Genomic DNA, 16398 nt, shown 5'->3' with positions numbered 1-16398 from the left:
GTCTACGCGCTGTCGACCTGTGATACCTCCTGAGCCACGTCAAGTCGAAGACTCGTGGGACTCATTCGAGGCGACCACTCACCTCGTGGCCCTTCAGAACGGCATGTGTGCGGTACGCCTCAGATTCGGTCATGCCAGAGATGTAGTCGAGTAGCGCCCGGTACGCCTTCTGCGGTGTTTCGTAACTCGACGCCTGGGTCAACGCAACGAGCAGGCAGCGGCGGAGGGCGCGCGGGAGGCGTCGCATGACGCGCGTCTCCGGCTTGTCTTCGCGCCAGTCGTGCGCGGCCTGAAGCGTCGCCTTCTCGAGCTCGTTGAAGATCTCGCGGAGGACGCGGCGTTGGCCCGTTTGAATGTTCGTCAAATGAGGTTCGTCGATGATGTGGAACCAGATGAGTTGCTTCAGCAACTTGTTGACCTCGTTGACAGAGGAATCGCGTACGAGGTCACCGCCCGTCGTCGAGGATCCCCCGATGAAGAGGTCGAGAAGGGTTCCACGCATCGAGGCGAGATCGACGTGGTCCCGGTGAGCCCCCGTGAAGCGGTTCTGGGGGAAGTCCTGCATGGCCCCCATCAGCTGCTGTTGGATCTCATCGGGGACGCTTTTGCCGCGGTGTTCAGAGATGTACGCAACGAACTGGATGAACACGTCGTTCGGTCGGAACCGACCGGTTTCTTCCTCGATGTCCCACTGGAAGTACTGGTCCAGCGGGATGTGTCCAGTGCGGTGGAAGTCTTCGATGTCGTGAACGGCATAGGCGATGTCGTCCGCCCAGTCCATGACTTGGGCATCGAATGCGAGGTCCTGGCTCTGGCGCGTAATCGCTGCCAGCGCCGGCGCGTCGATGTCGTACGCGCCCCATTTCTCGGGCTTATCCGTATTGTCCCCTCGAAGCCACGGATACTTCGACGCGGCTCTGAGCGTTCTCACGGTGAGGTCAAGCCCCCATGGCGTGCTGTCCTCGTACAGGCGGCCTGTCTCCGCCAATGACGTCAGCACACGGAAAGATTGAGCGTTCCCCTCGAAACCGTCTTCCAGCTTGCATTCAAGGCACTTGCTCTTTCGGTCCTCGGACGTCCTCGGAGTCTCCCGATGGCGGTCGCAGGTGACGAGAGCGTTCAGCTCTTCCTCACCTGCATGCCCGAACGGCGGATGTCCCAGGTCGTGCGCCAAGCATGCCGCCGCGATGGCCCATTCGTCCGAGTCCGCTGGAACGGCCCCGTCCGACTTCAGGTACCGGAAGAGAGAAAGCCCAACCTGCTCGACCTTCAGGCTGTGCGTCAGCCTGTTGTGGAGCAGGGTCTCTGGGCCACCTATAGCGACCTGTGTAACTGCGCCCAGACGCCGGAAAGACTCCGAGTACAGCACGCGGTCTCGGTCCCTCTGCGTCGAAGAGCGACCCGACTCATCGTCGGCGTCGACGCCGGATAGTCGGTTGTCGAAGGCCGGCCAGTCCGGCCCAGCTGTCACGCGAGTCGAACGGTCGTGAACGACGAACGTGTGGCCCGCCCGAGGCGGACAAGGACGTTCAAAACATCGCGCGCAAGCTCGAAGGAGTAGGAAAAGACCCTCTGGATATACCGCAGCAGCAGGCTCGTGGTGACCTCACGTGTGGTCTGGTCGCCGGCGACGGCTTCCAGTGCCTGCTGGGTGTCAAAGGTCTTCGCTGCTTCAAACGGCGACACCTGTGTAGTCACGATTCTCCTTGATCCATTCACCTGTACAGCCAGCTTCCTGGCATCACCACTATGGCAGCTTCGTCTGACATTTTGCAGAGGCCCGCCGAACGATGCGCCCGTCCCTGACGCTACCCCTCACCCTACGGCACGCGACGCTATGTGTTCTGCCGTCGAAGCGTAGCTGCCTTAGGGGGCCGCTCGGTCAACAAGACGCAGTTCGATGTGGTCTTGCAGAATCAGCTGCTTCGAGGTCTGCCTGAGTGCGAGCGCGAAGCTTCGAGGTAAGTCGACAGAACCTTCTAGTCCGTCGCCTGATGGCGTCCGTCGCGTGATTGCGCGTAAAACGCGTCACCACTTTCGCGGCCAGGCCGTCCCCGCCCGCGATCTGCCTCCGCCAGATCCTGGACGACATAATAATAAGGTGCTAATAATGGTAGACAAATGGCCCGCCGCACTGCAGTCGACACCGATCCGCATAGTCACTCACTGTCCAGATCGCTGAGCAGCCTGCTCGGCGACACCCGGCGCGAGGCTGGGCTCAGCCAGCAGGCTCTCGCTCAACACGCGGGAGTATCCATCGGGTCGGTCGCGAAGATCGAAGCGGGACGCAGCCCTGAACCGGGGTTTTTCCTGGTTGCGCGACTCGCGAGCGCACTATCCGCGCACTTATCCGGGAAGGCCAAGCAGCACTTCGCAGTATCGCTGCATGCATACTTCGAAGCCGCCAGCTGAGCGAGAGGCTCGGCGTTGACACGTTAAGGTGAGGAAATGTCCTTGCAGCGAGATCACCAACTCGATGCCGAGGTCGACGGCGCTCTGCTGCTGGTCTCCTTCGGTCTAGACGTCGAGGAACACGAGCGACGGCTAGATGCCGGAGTCGGTGCGGTTGCTGACGAAACAATGCTCGCAGCGCTCCTCACGCTCCCCGACGATGGTCTGGGCCGAGTGGAGGACCGGTTTGTTCCCCTTTTCGATGACCCGGCGACGAGCTCACTTGCGACGGTCGTCGAGGATCCCGACGGGAGCCTCTGGGCTCAGCGCACGCTCCGATCTCCCGTGAGTGTGTCGCAGATCGACGCGCACGCAGAGTCGTGGCGCCGAGGCCTCCGTCTCGCGCATGACTGGGTCGGGTATGCCGCACGAGTCATCCACTTACCGACCCTCGACGACGTCGCGCTTTCATGCTTGGAAGCTGTCGAGTATGGAGTCGGACTCGTTACTGAGGAAGGCACCCTCGTCGCACCGTCGGAGTACCGCCCGCGGAGGTGGACGGCCGCCCGCTGGCGCTTCGCTGAACTGGTGTACGCCCAGTTCTTGAGTCAGGCGACCCCTTCCGCCCAAACCTGAAGGTCGTTCGGGCGGCCAAGCCGCGCTCCGATGTGCTCCTCGAGCTGCTCGTAGGCGTCGAGCGCCCCGCTGACCAGCCGCTTCCAGTGCGCGGTGAGCTGCGCCTGGTTCATGCCTATGGTGCTCGCGTGCAGGCGGGTCAGTTCCGCGACGTTGTGGAGGTGGCCTTCGAGACGATCCGAGGAGTGATGCGTGAAACGGTCCATGCTACGACCGCGGCAGACCATGCAGAAGCAATGAATCGGTTCGGCGTTGGCAAACCAGCGGCGACTCATCTCCTTGGTACGCACGAACCGCAGCATGTCCCCAATGAGCTCGTGCGGGGCGAGGTCAGTGGGGTCTTCAGGGCTCCCACCGGAGCCCGGCGGCGTGAACCGACGCGCGGAGGGCAGCGCCCCGATGGCGGAGGCGATGGCACCTAGCGCCCGAGCATCGAACCCCGCCATGTCGGTGTGGTAGGCGACGACCGGGCGGGTGGCCTCTTCCATGATGCGCCGGTACGCGCGGATGCGCTTCTTGCCCCCCATCGGGTTGTTGCTACCGACGAAGGACAGGAGCACCGGGTGGTTACTGCGGTTGATGACCGAACGGATGAACTTCACGTTCTGTTCGTCGTTTAGCCACGCACCTTCAAAGGCGGTGGCGAAGAGAACATCATTGCGGTCGAGCGCATTCACCAGTTCTAGAGCCCTGCGAACCGTGTCGGTGTCGCCTGTGCGGAATTGCCCTGTGGGGGTGATCGCGAGATCGCTGCCCGCCGCAAACCGCTGCTTGTCGAGGGCCGCGTCCAGCGTCGGGGGGAAAAGCTCGCTTTCGCCGATGTCGATGAGGAACGGGGCGTCTTCGCCGGCCCGGTACTCGCTGAGTGACCGCGGCTCGAGCATGAAAGGAACAGTCGGGTAGGCGCGACGCAATTGGTGAACCCGCTTAGGCCCGTGCTGCCCGGACACAAACACCCCGCCCGCCTGCGGGTCGACGTAAGGCAAGGCGTTGAGGACGATGTCGCCGCAGATGTGGAACTGCCGACCGGCGAGGATCCCGAGGGCATTCCCAGTCTCGATGGTGCGGGCGGGGGCCTGGACGCGTTCCAGGTGCGGGTTGCTGATCACGCTGTAGTGCTCGGTCATGCGTGTTGCTCCTTCGGCAAGAACGTGGAGGAGAACTCGATCTCGTGCATGTGGGCCCGGGCGGCGAGCTCCCCCACGCTCGCACCCCCGTTGATTGCCTCTTGGATGACACTCCCCAGTGCCATGGGATTCTCGCGCGGCAGCGGCGCCGGCTCTCGCCGGTGCATGCCGGTGGTGGACATTTCGATGCTCCAGTCACGGTACTCGTCTTCAGTGAGGAGTCCTGTGTCGTGGGCGCGGTGAATGAGAGCGGCCAGGGAGATTCCCCATCGCCGCTTCAGCGTGACGAGCGCGTCGAGGGTCGGCGGCGTGGGCCACTCCTTCCGCAGGGCGACCCAAGGAAGGAGGAACTCGCCTGCGAACGAGTCAGCTTCCTTCTCTTGCCCCGCGGTCGCTTCTTCGACATGGTCGTGAATGTGCATGACGGCGTGGCCGAGTTCGTGAGCCATGGTGAATCGCTGACGTTCTGCGGTGACGTGCTCCCCCACAAGAATCACGGGGGCAGAGTTGACGGGCCATGCGGCGACGGCATCCACCCGAATAGATTCGAGGGGCCACCGAACGATGATGGCGCCAGCGTCCTCAAGCACTGCGATGAGGTTCGTGATCGGGTCGATGCCGAGTCCGAGGTCGTTGCGCACCAACCGGGCGACATCCTGCGGTGTGATGAAACCATCTTCGAGATCGAAACGACGCAGCGGCGTGGTGCGGGGACCGAGCAGGTCGCTGAGCCGCTGCTTCATGAGCGCAATGTCCGCGCCCACCTTGTTGACGGCGCCCTTCGGAGTACTGCGCTGCTTTCGATGGAAGATGTGAACCGGAGCGAGATTCGGGTCGACCATCTTGAAGGCGGAGACGGGGACTCCGAGAGCCTGCGCAAGCTCTTCCCACCGGGCATCGTCGATATCGGCGCCGGACTCCACCTTGGAGAGCGTGGATTGCGAGATCTTGACCCGTCGGGCCATGTCGGCCTGCGTGAACCCGCGCGCGAGTCGCAACGCTTCGACGAGCGCCCCTCGGGCAGGATTCGTTTCCATAGTTCGATCATAGCAGGTGTTGCGAATATTCTGAACACGCTCCATGCGGCGGGTCGTGCACCAGCCTCAACACCGCGCCAATCCGAGCATTCAGCTGCGCACGCTTGCCGACCGGCACACACGTTCGTGCCGCACCTGCGCTCATGCACGCCGCGCAGAGCCGCTCGGGTCCTGCGCGGTGCCTTGTCCGCCACTCTCGCCGTTCTGGTTGAACGCTCGGCGACTCAGCCGCCGAATGGGCGAGCATTGTCATCGAGCGTGATGCGGAGGAGGTCGGGGCCCCACTCAGGGCTGAACTCTTCAGCGAGAGCATGGAAAGTGCTCGACATGAGCTGTTCGCTTTCGCGTTCCTCTAGTGGGAGTTTGAAACTGAGCTCCGTGGCCTCCGCGAGGGACTCAGGAAGCGTCATGGTGAGATCAAGACTCGGAAGGCGAAGGACCCGCAGTCCGTCGATGGTATCCGTTGTACCGCCTTGTCTCGCGGCCTCGAGGATCGGCCGGTAATAGGCCGTTAGGTAGGTCTCCAACCCTGCCTTCATATAATCGCCATCCCAGTCAGGGTCTCGGAGCTTGGCGCGCCAGGTCTGGTCTTCCTTGTCGAAGTACGCCTCGGATGCGATGGCCTCCACCGGGGTCAGCCCGGCGATTGCCGGGGTCTTCATCGCCTGAGTCTTCGCTTTCGTCAGTGCGGTGTCATCGAAGCCGTTCGTGCGACCTTTCGCCTCCCACGTTGCTCCGTATGTCATTGCGGCCGCCGTCCCCAAGCTGACGGCGACGAAATCCGGGCGCTTTCCGCGCAGCTTCTGGCCGGACATCGTCAAGAGTCGGTCAACGTGCACGAGGTGGGTGTACCCCAGCTGCAACGCCATGAGGTGAGACTGCAACATCCCCAAGAAGTAACTCACCGCTACCTTCTCAGATGGGTCTAGGCGATCATACGCATCTGAGCGTGTCCATCGTTTTCCGGAGGCCGTCGGACTGAGGTTCGTTGTCGCCATCATCGCCCGCCACAACATCTCCAGGAACGGACGCTCCATCCACGGGCTACTCGACAGCAGCGGGATGCCCACAACAGCGGCGGAGCGGACGATGTCCGCCTCGGTCACCTTGCGTTTCCCAGATTTACGAGCTTTCGGGCGATGGGGCCAGGAACCCAGGAGTTCGTACGCGATACGAGGTGTGGGCATGATCTGTTTCTATCAGCCGCACCACGGTTCCCCGCGCAACATGACGAGTCCTCAGAACGTCTGTAAGGAATTGTTGCGAGACGCAAGTGCAGCGCCGCGCCCCACCTTCATGGTCACCGGACTGGTGCGAGGCGGTGTCGCGAGAGCCGCAGACGAGGGGGCAGACTGCCAGTGCGCACCGCTGCCAAGCTGCTGATCTCGGCGCCTCCTGAATGCCAGTCGGAGCCCCGACTAGGGGCGGTAGTCCGCCATCCACGATTCGAAGTATCGAAGAGGTGTCCGTTCCGTGAGCGTGTTCAGAGGGGACCCGGTGGAGCACATGACATTGAAGTCCAGCATCTCGTGGGTCGCCTCCTGCAGCGGATCGTCGAACACTCCGTTCATCGCCAGTCGCGCCACCTCGCGCCCAACACCGGCAACGATGTCGGCGATCTGCACTCGCGCATCCAAGCGTGAGTCGATCATCTCGATGCCCCGCAGATCGGCACGAGGCAGCTCAACCGGCCCCACCGACAAAGGGACGCGGGATGCGGCGATGATGGCTTCACGGACGTCGTCCGTCAGAATGCTGTAATTGTCGATGAGGAACTCGAACGGTTGACCGCGCAACCGCAGGTGCCACGTCATCGACACCGACGCCAGCGATGGGGCCATCGGATCGAGTTCGCGCAGTTCCACCCGGCTGGCGCCTTCGTACTCCAACGTCAGATATCGAGCGGCCCAGATATCATCGAGGATGCGCTGCACCTTCGGATCCGTGCAGGCGATGCACGCGTCGGCTAGAGCCGCGAGGAACGGTTGGATGGTCGGCGGTTCGTCATCATGACGAAGGTAGGAGCGGATGACCGCGTTATAGGTGCTCAGGAGGGCATCCCAGCGCTCCGCGCCGATGGCTGAGGGTCCGACGTCATGAAGCTGCTCGGCGAGACGTCGCCCCAGTCCGGAGCCTGCGACATCGACATCGTAGTCGGTGGCCATCTCCGCGATGAGCAGGTCGATGAGCTTCCCGACGACGAAGTACGACTTCTCGACCAGGTAGATGTTCGCCTTGCCGTCCAGTGCGTTCATCGCGTCGAGGAGTGCGCTCCGGTTTCGGGGTGCCAGAGCTGTCTTGGATTTCATCTCCGAACCCTGCGCACGCATGGCGGAGCGCATCTGTTCGCGAAGTTCTGTGGCTTCCTCGAGGGACAGGTTTACACTGCCGTGAACGAACACGGGGTGGGTGCTCATCATGAGGTTCTCGCCCTCGGAAGCCGACTCGTCGCACGCGATGACCGTTACCTGGGTTGCGTCACCATCGGCGGTCTCGTTCTGGCTGTTCATTGCAGCCACGGGGCATCCCTCGGCGGGCGACGGAAGCCTTCCCGGTCCCATACGCGACTCGCGGCACGCTTCAACCTCTCATTGCAGTGCACGCCGCACACGTGCCTGTCTCGGTGCACCCAGTGAATGGTCCGACCGACCGGCGCGTCACACCAAATGCAGGCCTCGCCTCCTACCGCCCGGCCCTGGGGATGCGCCAGGGCAGCGTTGAACCATGCCCAGTAGTCCTCCCCCGGTCCGGTATGGGACTGCGTGATCACCCAGTCGGGGAGCTTCCTCCGCGACATGCCGGCGCGTGAGATCCTGTTGCGCAGCGCTTCCTCGCTGAGGGAGAGGCGCGCGATGAAGTCTTCCTCGGTGATGATCTCCAGCGGCTGGCCAGCCTCGACGAGGTCGAACGCCTTCTGCAATTTCGCGGAGAAGTTGGCACCAGGACGGAACGTGCGAGCGTCGAAGTCACCGGTGACCAGGACCGTCGTTTTCTTGTTTACACCGGACTGAGCGAGTCCCCCGTGTTCGACGACCAGACGGCGTGCCTCATCTCGAATCATGATGCGGAGCCCGCCGGTGAAGCAGACAGCGTGATCTGAAAACCCGGTGGCGATGAGCGGATCGGGTGAGGAGTCGAGTTCCGATGCGACAACGTCAAGCTCGTCTACGAAAGTCGGGATGAACGGCACGCTGAGAGCATGCGCGAGGGCAGCGACCGTGCCGACGCTGTGCAGCTGGGCGAGCGAAAGAAGGACGCTGGCCGTCACCCGTGCATCCGCGAGAGGGTCGTGATGGTTGAAGTCACCAAGTCCCAAGTGGTTGCCAACCCATGGCAGCGAGTAGGAGGGAATGCGGAGGGCGGCCCGGGCGAGTTGCAGTGTGCATAGGGTGTCTAACTCTGGCCACGGCAGGTCGCACACGCCCGTGGCGTTCAAGAGTACGGAAACGTCGAAACGAGCATTGTGTCCGACGAGCACGTCACCGTCAATGAGTCGCATCAGCTGGGGGTAGACGGCATCCCACCCCGGTGCTCCTATGACGTCAGCTGCGGTGATGCCGTGCACGCCGACATTCCCCATCTCAAACTCCTCGTATCCCTCAGGCGGGGACACAAGAGTGCGGTACTCGTCGACGATGACGCCGTCGCGCACGCGGACGGCCCCCACCGCGCACACGGACGCCCGTGAACGGTTAGCGGTTTCAAAGTCGACAGCGGTGAAGTTCAGGCCGGCGGCGGACGGGTGAGGGTGCGTCATGAACTGAGGCTACCGATCCATGCGCCTGAATGCTGCAACGTCGCCATCGCGCTTAGAGGTTCTTCTTGATCCAGTCCGAGTGACCTCGAAGGCCGTACCAGGCCGCGTCACCGGTGAGCTTGACGACGAGAAGCTGGTCGTTCGAGTCCATGTGTGTCTTTGCCTCGTCACGAATCTGCACCGACGTCCTGTCCGACACGATTAGCCAGGTGCTGTCGAGAACGTGTGCGTGTGTCGCATAGCTCTTCAAATGCTTGATCAAGTCGTCGTAGTTGCGGCCGGGAGCGGTCAAGTCGTAGGTGAGAAGGTAGCTGCTCATGAGGTCGTCCGGATTCGGGTGTGGACCTAGCGTGCCACCCGCTGCGATAGCTCGGGCTGGCCCTGGTGATGAAAGATCGCGCCTTTGGGCGCTCACGGAAATCCCTTACATAACTGTTCGGCATCTGCCCGACCGACGGACGCCTCGAAAGGTCCGACGCGGTCGAGACACCAAACGACGTATGACCTCGAGTGAGTGATGATTCGCGTGCAATTGCGAACGGAGAATGCACAACGGCTACTAAAGGATGCCTCTGCGAGCTAGGCCTACGGCCCTTCCGCCCAGCTTCATGGCGCTCCGAATCTCTTGGTGACACATTAGTGCAACCAACCAGGGGCGTCGAACTCACGCGTATCGCCTGTTTCCGCAGGCTGCAGATCGTTCCGACTCAACGGGTGTCAGGAAACCCCGGCACCGCGCATGTTCCCTTCGACACTCCTCATCCACGAAGAGAGAATCATGCACCGTACCTACAGCTTCAACCGGCTACCGCCGTCGTCCCGACAGCCACGCCCACCACCGCGCTGCCCGGGCAGCCTTCCGATTAGCCCGCGCCACATTTGCGTGGTCTTCGGGCGTTCCACCCATGAAGTGGATGGCGCCGTCTAGCTCCCATGCATCCCCTGTCAGATTCATGACATTCATTTCGACACTCCTTTACTTTCCATGACCGCTACATGCGCGGCCCTCACAGAAATCTCAACCATGAACAACATCACCTTTGTCCGCGCCGCGAGCGTCCAGTCCGGCGACATCGTCAACAAGTTCTTCGAGTCGCTCGGATACGACGCTCCGGCATGCACCGACCATATGGACGGGCACATCAGCGCCGTGCTCGACGGCGGCACCGTGCGCGGTGCCGCCTATGCGGCAGCCGCCGGAACCGTTGCCGATACGCTGCTGCTCGCCCGACAGGGCGTGGAAGGGTTGGCTCTGTCCGCCCAGGTCCAGTCGCTCGACGCTATCGCAGTGCACCCGAAGTACCGCGGCCGCGGATACGGGAGCATCTTGCTGGAGTCAGTGGCTGCTCACGCTCGCCGTGACTTCGGCGCCCGGCATCTCATCACCCGCATCCGGACCGACGTGCCGGACCTGTTGAACTGGTTCAGCGACCGCGGGTTCCAACTCTGCCAGCCCGGCCGGTCTCTGGTAGTCGGCGGCGTGCCCCTGATGCCGACCGCCGGGCACCTCGATGCCCACATGCAGCTCAACGGGCTCCCGGCGTTCTCCAGCTAGCGGAACAGAGGGGCTGGTACCGGACGCCAGCCCCTCGCGAGCTCCCGCCGTCGCTTTGCCGCGGCGCGGTGCTTGAAGCCGTCACCACCAGCCTTTGTCTTCTTCTGCCTCGAGCACCCGCTCAAGGTGGTCCGCAGCGAGGCTCCACCAGCTCTCGTATCGGTCAGCAGTCGAGAGCCCAAAGATCACAGAGCCTGGCGGCATGTCGGACAGGCGCGAGGGGAACGCCGCGATTTCGGTGAAAGGAATGTCCGACACTCCGTCGAGGGGGTCTGTCTCGTCCGCGATCCATCCGGGAAGGTCGTCTTGTTGAGGGCGGAGCACTTCCAGGATGTCGGGCAACACGGTGAGCATCAGATTGTCGAGGGCTTTCCCGTTCGCTGGATCTTCGAACAGGATCAAGGAGATTCCGCTCCTTGCCCGCATCGGAAACAGACCGGGCCACGCCTCACGACGTTCTTCAAGCAGTGCGCGGAAGCGATCCTTAAAGGCGACGCTCTCGCCACGGTCCGGCAACGCTCCAATGTCGAAGATGTAGGGCGTGTATGTGAGTTGGTTGCGTACACGCCCCCAGATGCCGTACCGGTCGACCGGAAGGTCTGTGAACAACGACGAGAAGATCAGGTCGACAGCCGCCTGCTGCTGAGACTGATCGTGATAGTCGATCTGATTGGCCAGTTGTCTTCGGCGACGCAGGCCGTCGTCACTCTCTGTGCCGAACATGGCACGGTAGTCCATCAATTCGTCGCGCTCGAATGTCGCATAGATGGGATCTTTGCGGCGAAGACCATACTCTGCGTCGAATGGATCCCAGCGTTCTTCGACGAGCTCAGACGCCGCGCGGAGGTCGGCGAGGACGTTTGCCCGCGGTTGCGCTGTGATGTACAGCTCCGGCGCGCGGGCGGGCACGTCGCGCATCGCCATAAACAAGCGCTCGAACTCGTCGTAGAACTCCTTCGTCACCGACCCCGGCTCGTTGTCGTCCTTTCGCAACGGGCGGAGCCCCGTCGGCCGGGATACTCGCGCGAAGAGCATCTTCACCTGCCGGTCATCCGCATAGACATGGCCAGCAAGTTCATCGAGAAGCCACTTGCAGATGTTGTCCACGCGAGCCCCACCGCGCGAACCATTCGCCAGGTACACGTCCAAGGCAATAGCGGCTCGGGGCTTTGGCCAGGTTGTCAGGTCTCTAGCGCGACGGGCAAGAATGTTCGTCACGAAGGCTTCCGCCAGCGCAGCCCGCGCTTTCGCTTTTGTTCCGGCGCGGGTCCGCTTTGTGGGCGGTTCCATCGGAACCGAGAGTCGGACGGACTCCTGTCTCCGACGCCGAAACCGAACTAGCTCCCCTTGTGTACTACGCCAGAAATTGTCCACGAGAGCGTCTCTCCTCCCCTGGCTCGTTCTTGCGAGCCGGAATCCGACGATATCGCGCGCGAAGAAACCTTCGACGGGCGGGCAGCAGCCGACGCACGGAGCCGCACCCTGGAACCCAAGAACCCCCGGGTGCGCGCGCGTTCTGATGCGATAGGTTCGCAGCAGACACGAGCGACCGGGGAGTTGGCGATGGCTGGGGAATCGAAGTCTCATCACCCATGGGGCATCGTAGCGTTCAGCGCCGCAGTTGCGGCCGGCGTGGTGGGGAGCATCATCATTTGGGCCGCCGGCCAGCTGACTAGTCAGCAGCCCTCTACCCCCGCGCCGGTGCCGTCTGGGCCCGACGCGGTCCGGAACATCCAGCTCACAATCGGGCCGCCTGAGATCCCACTTGATGGTTCGGCGTTCACCACCATTGAAATCCTCGGAGCCACACCGAACACTTTCATCGACATGGAGATCATCCAGCCATCGACGGCGGTCAGTGGCGCCTGCTCCAGGATGGATCCGCCCACATCCGACTCGTGCAACCTCGCCTATCTCGGCGGCGGAGAGTCTGACGCCGATGGATACTTCTCGATGAGCTTCCCAGACCCCGACATGGAACTCATTCCCGGTCTCTATACGGTCGTGATCCAAGACCGGCACACCGCGGCAGTCGTCGAGTCTTACATCGCCGTGAAGTAGGCGGTCCGCGGGGTTACTGGAAGAGCGCTGGTCATCCAAGCTTTCTCATCGGTGTCCCCTCAATCGCCACTCGCGTGCACGGCCTCACTCACGTTCCTGGCAACTCCACAGCGGAGCTGTGCTTGCAGTGCGACGCTCGAAAGCTGTCCCGACAACAAAAACGAGGCGCGTTCGACACAACTGTTGATGGCGTGAACGAGAAGCGCAGGTTACGCCTGGTCATCCATGAGGTCGAGCGCCTCCCACGAGCGTTCGATCTGCCCGGCGGTGTTGCGGGGGGTGAGGACACTCAGCTCGGCGAGGATGGCCTGAACGACGGCGAGCATGGCCGTCAGCGACGGCGTTTCATCGACGCCCCCGATAGGGGTGATCACGACGTTGTCTGCATGGGAATTGAGCGGTGAGGAGTGCAGGTCAGTGAGAACGGCAACGTTCGCCCCGCGTTCGCGGCCGAGACGCGTCAGCCCTCGTAGCGCCCGGGTGAGCCGCCAGACATTGATCACCACAAGGCAATCTTCGCTGCCGAGCTGCGACACGATGACCGTCTGCGATGTCGCAGAGCCCGCGGCAACGCGGACGTCGTAGCCGTAGATGGACGCGATGTAACCGAGTACATGGGCGGGCCCGGCTCCGGACCCTGAGGTCAGGACCACGGTGCGACGGGATGCACTGATGGCGCGAGCGATATTCCGGATGGCATCGACATTGGTCTCAGAAGCGACGGAGGCGATGTTCGTCGCGTCCTGTCTGAGCATTCGTGCCGCGGCATCGGTAGCCATCGGACGCTCGGGGTCCGATGCAACCACGGAACCAACGCCGTGAGTCGGTCCAAGCGCGCGTGCTCGACCCGTGAGACAGGGGATGCTAGCGAGTGACAGGAAAAAACTTGCTTCTAGGCGGTGGTGGGGATCGCACAGTACTGCAGCCCCACCATCCACGATGCGATGAAGACAAGCGCTCCGACGAGGATGACGAGCAAGATCGTCATGGCAGCTCGCCGCATGCGCGAACCACGTGGCCACCTGAGGGAATCGACTATCGACAGGACCAGAGCGAGCGCGAGTACACCGAAGGCAATCGACTGAGCGGCAGTGGCGAAGTTCCACCGCTCGATCTCGATGTTTGACGCTGCCGGACGAAGGTCACCTTGCATGGTGCCCATGGCGAACGCGCTGACAGCCAGGAGGACCGCCGGAATAGTAATAAGAAGCACCCGAGTGATGAGCGCGAGCGCCGGCTTCATAGCCGTATCAGTTGTCATATGTTTCCCCTCGCCTTGTGAATGGTTGGGCAGGAGAGGGCGCGTGAGACAGGAGCTCGCACGCCCCTCTGTGCGTTAGCAGGTCGATGACACGTTGACCTGTTTGCCGACGACTGTGTAACCGATCTCGATCCACGCCTTCGAACCGTTCCGCTCCGGCATACACACCGTCGCCGGGTTGAAAGGGTTGGCGGAGAACGGATCCACCCAGCAGAGCTTTGCATAGTAGTTGCCGGTCCAGAAGTTTCCACGACCGCTCCACGTGCCGTTGGTCGTTCCGGTCGAGAATCCGATGTCGGTGTTCGGCACCGTCCCTCTCCAGCATCGATGAGAGATCGGCGAGCACGCCGACGGATACGCGGTGCGCGCCAGCGCGCCAGCGGTCGCTGTGAGCTCGCGCTCGAGCTGCTCCTCGGTAAGAGGCTCGACGGTGATGATGTCCGCCGACTCGGAATCAACAATCACACGCTTGACGTCGTCCAAGACCAAGAGGCCAAGCTCTTCCTGGCGTAGCTGGTTGACGTCGCCAACAATCTGCTCAGCTTCCCAGGCGTTGTCGATTCTGCATTCGCAGCACCCGTCAGCAGAAGCGGCGAGAGGATTGAGTGACGGCAGCCTCGCGCACCTGATGCCTGATACGGCGGTCGAAATCCCGCCCGGTGCGGTGCGCGTCACGGCAAGCGGCCTGCCGGTCGTCGAGTCCCGACGGCGACTTCGGCATCCCGCCGCAGAGCTAGTCGGAGACACCGTGAACTTCAACATCACCCACCTCGATGAAGATGACAAAAAGACGCGGGTCACGCAACTCAGGTCGTCCGCGATGCCTCCAACACGTCAAACCACGCGACGCGCATAGGCCGGCATGACCGCATTCATCAACATCCATCCGTTCCCCCTGTTCATCACCGTCGACGAGATGTGGAAGTCAAAGGCGTGGGCCTCGTTCAACCACAACACCCTGGAAATGCCCAACGAGACGCTCGTTCCCGTGACCGAGTTCGCGGAGTCAAGCGACATCCACTACCTGAGCGAGACCGTACGACTAGATCGCCACGCACACACGGACGGGATACTCACGGCCAGCGGCATCCTGGTCTGGGAGTACAGCGCCGCACAGCTCGATGTAGTCCTCCGGCTCGCAGAGGCGTACGGCGTGAGGGCGGTGGATGCCGCCGCTCTCATCGCCCACAAAATCTTCCCGGCCCTGGGCGTGCTCGACTCCGAACAGAAACCGGTCACCAAGTCGGGCGCGCTACCGAAATTCGACGGCCCCAGCCAGACATCCTTCCACCGTGAACACGACTTCCCGCTCTCCGTGTCCGCTCCTGCATGGTTCCCGAAGCGCGGCATGCCGAAGCGAATCGTCTTCTCGGGGAGGTACTGACCGCTTGTGACGGCCTGATTTCAATCGCGCTTGCGTGCGCCTCCAGATCCTCGACGGACGCGCACGCTCGCGGGAGATCAGTGTCGCCGCTCGCATGTCGGAGCGCCGTCATACGCTCCGTGTATGACGTTGACCCTCATTGGTAGTGGCGTCGAGATCCTCGGTCTCGCTGTCGCCGCGTACGGCCTCTTTCTCACCTGGCGCGGTGTCGCCGAAGGACATCCCCTGATCCCGCTTCGCCACAAACGGAACTACACCGGTCATGCGGCTGTCGGGATGGCGACGCTCACGGGCAGCGCCTATGGCTACGTGACCGGCACGAACGAAGATGTGGATGCGAAGCTCGCGCGCGTTCATGAGGTTCTTGCGGCTTTGGACACTCGGATCACTGCGGAGGCTCGAGATCGTAACGCTGCCATCTCCCAGCTTGCCGGGGACCTCAGGGCAGAACGTCGTCGCGATGACTCGGACCGGAAGTCGGACGCACGAGGAGACACCCGCGTCGCGGCGGCCGGTCTCGCGTTAGCTGCGTTGGGTGCGGTGCTGCAGATCGTTGGGTCTCTGCTGGCCTAGGGACGCCCAGCAGTGACGGGTGTTTGTTGCCCTGGATACAGAGATCGAGACAACCTTTCCTTGCATTGGCGCCGATTTTGTGCCCAACATGAGTGTTGATCCGGGCCGACGCGCTGGCGTGTGGCTTCCTCCTCGGCGCGAGCCCGCCGCGGCCAGCCGATAGCGTCGAGCGAGAAGTTGTCGCAGACGCACGGAGGAATGATGAGCAAGGCACGTACACGATGGGTGGCCCCCAGCGAGGTCGATTTCCATTCGCGGATGTTGCGCTCCATCACGGGCAAACGGTACGAGGTGTACGCCATTAGCCGCATCCTCCATCTCCTCGATGATCCGGAGATCGAGATCATCACGCAGCAGCCGGTTCGTCTTGAGAACGGCTCGTTGGCGCTCCTGGACCTCTACCTGCCGCAGTTCAAGGTCGGCGTGGAGGTCGACGAGTTGCATCACTTTTCGGAGCAGTCGCAGAACGCGGACAAGATCCGCGAGCAGGCAATCGCCTCAGTGGCCGTTGCGAACATCCGCCGCGTTCGGGTGGAGGATGCTGATTCCCTCATCACGCTCAAGCAGCAGGTCGATGAGCTCATCGCAGACATCAGACAGTTGAAAGCCGGCGCGG

Annotated in this window: 19 protein-coding genes; 7 read left to right on the top strand and 12 right to left on the bottom strand. The window is 62.6% G+C overall.

Annotated features, from left to right (window positions below; all coding sequences use genetic code 11):
• Positions 1 to 61: 61 nt before the first annotated feature.
• Both ACNPNP_RS00095 and ACNPNP_RS00090 read right to left on the bottom strand, forming a co-directional pair.
• Positions 62 to 1471, bottom strand: a complete 1410-nt coding sequence (locus ACNPNP_RS00095) for a deoxyguanosinetriphosphate triphosphohydrolase family protein (protein WP_448964040.1) — start codon at positions 1469 to 1471, stop codon at positions 62 to 64.
• On the bottom strand, positions 1468 to 1698 hold the full coding sequence (locus tag ACNPNP_RS00090) for a hypothetical protein (RefSeq protein ID WP_448964039.1): 231 nt from the start codon (positions 1696 to 1698) through the stop codon (positions 1468 to 1470). The genes ACNPNP_RS00095 and ACNPNP_RS00090 overlap by 4 nt, the downstream gene beginning before the upstream one ends.
• A 423-nt stretch (positions 1699 to 2121) precedes the next feature.
• On the opposite strand from ACNPNP_RS00090, the gene ACNPNP_RS00085 reads away from it, so the two are divergent.
• Together ACNPNP_RS00085 and ACNPNP_RS00080 are read left to right on the top strand one after the other, a co-directional pair.
• Positions 2122 to 2412: a helix-turn-helix domain-containing protein gene (locus ACNPNP_RS00085; protein WP_448964038.1), complete on the top strand. Its 291-nt coding sequence runs from the start codon at positions 2122 to 2124 to the stop codon at positions 2410 to 2412.
• Between the two features lie 36 nt (positions 2413 to 2448).
• Entirely contained in the window at positions 2449 to 3027 is a 579-nt protein-coding gene (locus tag ACNPNP_RS00080) for a hypothetical protein (RefSeq protein WP_448964037.1), read from the top strand.
• On the opposite strand, the gene ACNPNP_RS00075 is transcribed toward ACNPNP_RS00080, so the two are convergent.
• The 6 genes from ACNPNP_RS00075 to ACNPNP_RS00050 all read right to left on the bottom strand — a co-directional run bounded on the left by ACNPNP_RS00075 (position 3000) and on the right by ACNPNP_RS00050 (position 9267).
• Complete coding sequence (locus ACNPNP_RS00075; RefSeq protein ID WP_448964036.1) at positions 3000 to 4154, bottom strand: hypothetical protein; 1155 nt, start codon at positions 4152 to 4154, stop codon at positions 3000 to 3002. The genes ACNPNP_RS00080 and ACNPNP_RS00075 overlap by 28 nt on opposite strands.
• Positions 4151 to 5191 carry an XRE family transcriptional regulator gene (locus ACNPNP_RS00070; RefSeq protein WP_448964035.1) on the bottom strand — a complete coding sequence of 347 codons (1041 nt, stop codon included), beginning with the start codon at positions 5189 to 5191 and terminating at the stop codon, positions 4151 to 4153. The genes ACNPNP_RS00075 and ACNPNP_RS00070 overlap by 4 nt, the downstream gene beginning before the upstream one ends.
• 224 nt (positions 5192 to 5415) lie before the next feature.
• The gene (locus tag ACNPNP_RS00065; protein ID WP_448964034.1) at positions 5416 to 6297 is read right to left on the bottom strand and encodes a hypothetical protein; all 882 of its coding nucleotides are present in this window, start codon (positions 6295 to 6297) and stop codon (positions 5416 to 5418) included.
• A gap of 312 nt (positions 6298 to 6609) precedes the next feature.
• The gene (locus ACNPNP_RS00060) at positions 6610 to 7710 is read right to left on the bottom strand and encodes a hypothetical protein (RefSeq protein ID WP_448964033.1); all 1101 of its coding nucleotides are present in this window, start codon (positions 7708 to 7710) and stop codon (positions 6610 to 6612) included.
• Positions 7698 to 8948 (bottom strand): exonuclease domain-containing protein, encoded by a 1251-nt coding sequence (locus tag ACNPNP_RS00055; protein WP_448964032.1) that lies wholly within the window; start codon positions 8946 to 8948, stop codon positions 7698 to 7700. Before ACNPNP_RS00055 ends, ACNPNP_RS00060 begins: the two co-directional genes overlap by 13 nt.
• A 52-nt stretch (positions 8949 to 9000) precedes the next feature.
• Positions 9001 to 9267, bottom strand: coding sequence for a hypothetical protein (locus ACNPNP_RS00050; RefSeq protein ID WP_448964031.1), 267 nt, complete (start codon positions 9265 to 9267; stop codon positions 9001 to 9003).
• A gap of 705 nt (positions 9268 to 9972) precedes the next feature.
• Between ACNPNP_RS00050 and ACNPNP_RS00045 the strand changes: the two genes are divergently transcribed.
• Entirely contained in the window at positions 9973 to 10503 is a 531-nt protein-coding gene (locus tag ACNPNP_RS00045; RefSeq protein WP_448964030.1) for a GNAT family N-acetyltransferase, read from the top strand.
• 81 nt (positions 10504 to 10584) lie between these two features.
• Here ACNPNP_RS00045 and ACNPNP_RS00040 read toward each other — a convergent pair whose 3' ends face one another.
• The gene (locus tag ACNPNP_RS00040) at positions 10585 to 11793 is read right to left on the bottom strand and encodes a hypothetical protein (RefSeq protein ID WP_448964029.1); all 1209 of its coding nucleotides are present in this window, start codon (positions 11791 to 11793) and stop codon (positions 10585 to 10587) included.
• 273 nt (positions 11794 to 12066) lie between these two features.
• On the opposite strand from ACNPNP_RS00040, the gene ACNPNP_RS00035 reads away from it, so the two are divergent.
• Positions 12067 to 12564: a hypothetical protein gene (locus tag ACNPNP_RS00035; RefSeq protein ID WP_448964028.1), complete on the top strand. Its 498-nt coding sequence runs from the start codon at positions 12067 to 12069 to the stop codon at positions 12562 to 12564.
• A gap of 209 nt (positions 12565 to 12773) precedes the next feature.
• Here ACNPNP_RS00035 and ACNPNP_RS00030 read toward each other — a convergent pair whose 3' ends face one another.
• The 3 genes from ACNPNP_RS00030 to ACNPNP_RS00020 all read right to left on the bottom strand — a co-directional run bounded on the left by ACNPNP_RS00030 (position 12774) and on the right by ACNPNP_RS00020 (position 14500).
• Entirely contained in the window at positions 12774 to 13343 is a 570-nt protein-coding gene (locus tag ACNPNP_RS00030; RefSeq protein WP_448964027.1) for a MurR/RpiR family transcriptional regulator, read from the bottom strand.
• Positions 13344 to 13456: 113 nt separating this feature from the next.
• Positions 13457 to 13825 carry a hypothetical protein gene (locus tag ACNPNP_RS00025; RefSeq protein WP_448964026.1) on the bottom strand — a complete coding sequence of 123 codons (369 nt, stop codon included), beginning with the start codon at positions 13823 to 13825 and terminating at the stop codon, positions 13457 to 13459.
• A gap of 75 nt (positions 13826 to 13900) precedes the next feature.
• Positions 13901 to 14500: a hypothetical protein gene (locus tag ACNPNP_RS00020; RefSeq protein WP_448964025.1), complete on the bottom strand. Its 600-nt coding sequence runs from the start codon at positions 14498 to 14500 to the stop codon at positions 13901 to 13903.
• 187 nt (positions 14501 to 14687) lie between these two features.
• Between ACNPNP_RS00020 and ACNPNP_RS00015 the strand changes: the two genes are divergently transcribed.
• The 3 genes from ACNPNP_RS00015 to ACNPNP_RS00005 all read left to right on the top strand — a co-directional run.
• On the top strand, positions 14688 to 15209 hold the full coding sequence (locus ACNPNP_RS00015) for a hypothetical protein (RefSeq protein ID WP_448964024.1): 522 nt from the start codon (positions 14688 to 14690) through the stop codon (positions 15207 to 15209).
• Positions 15210 to 15332: 123 nt separating this feature from the next.
• Entirely contained in the window at positions 15333 to 15782 is a 450-nt protein-coding gene (locus ACNPNP_RS00010; protein WP_448964023.1) for a hypothetical protein, read from the top strand.
• 201 nt (positions 15783 to 15983) lie between these two features.
• Positions 15984 to 16398: AbaSI family restriction endonuclease (locus tag ACNPNP_RS00005; RefSeq protein WP_448964022.1), on the top strand; the 415-nt coding region annotated here is incomplete at its 3' end.

The organism is Microbacterium xerophyticum (assembly GCF_053543555.1).
Note: the sequence above shows the minus strand (reverse complement) of the source record. Positions and strands in the feature narration are given on the sequence as shown.

Bases quoted from the DNA above. Each gene is read 5' to 3' on its own strand.
- ACNPNP_RS00035 (WP_448964028.1), top strand. From the start codon at position 12,067: ATGGCTGGGGAATCGAAGTCTCATCACCCATGGGGCATCGTAGCGTTC.
- ACNPNP_RS00050 (WP_448964031.1), bottom strand. From the start codon at position 9,267: ATGAGCAGCTACCTTCTCACCTACGACTTGACCGCTCCCGGCCGCAAC.
- ACNPNP_RS00010 (WP_448964023.1), top strand. From the start codon at position 15,333: ATGACGTTGACCCTCATTGGTAGTGGCGTCGAGATCCTCGGTCTCGCT.
- ACNPNP_RS00080 (WP_448964037.1), top strand. From the start codon at position 2,449: ATGTCCTTGCAGCGAGATCACCAACTCGATGCCGAGGTCGACGGCGCT.
- ACNPNP_RS00040 (WP_448964029.1), bottom strand. From the start codon at position 11,793: ATGGAACCGCCCACAAAGCGGACCCGCGCCGGAACAAAAGCGAAAGCG.
- ACNPNP_RS00025 (WP_448964026.1), bottom strand. From the start codon at position 13,825: ATGACAACTGATACGGCTATGAAGCCGGCGCTCGCGCTCATCACTCGG.
- ACNPNP_RS00030 (WP_448964027.1), bottom strand. From the start codon at position 13,343: ATGGCTACCGATGCCGCGGCACGAATGCTCAGACAGGACGCGACGAAC.
- ACNPNP_RS00085 (WP_448964038.1), top strand. From the start codon at position 2,122: ATGGCCCGCCGCACTGCAGTCGACACCGATCCGCATAGTCACTCACTG.
- ACNPNP_RS00045 (WP_448964030.1), top strand. From the start codon at position 9,973: ATGAACAACATCACCTTTGTCCGCGCCGCGAGCGTCCAGTCCGGCGAC.
- ACNPNP_RS00075 (WP_448964036.1), bottom strand. From the start codon at position 4,154: ATGACCGAGCACTACAGCGTGATCAGCAACCCGCACCTGGAACGCGTC.
- ACNPNP_RS00055 (WP_448964032.1), bottom strand. From the start codon at position 8,948: ATGACGCACCCTCACCCGTCCGCCGCCGGCCTGAACTTCACCGCTGTC.
- ACNPNP_RS00015 (WP_448964024.1), top strand. From the start codon at position 14,688: ATGACCGCATTCATCAACATCCATCCGTTCCCCCTGTTCATCACCGTC.
- ACNPNP_RS00070 (WP_448964035.1), bottom strand. From the start codon at position 5,191: ATGGAAACGAATCCTGCCCGAGGGGCGCTCGTCGAAGCGTTGCGACTC.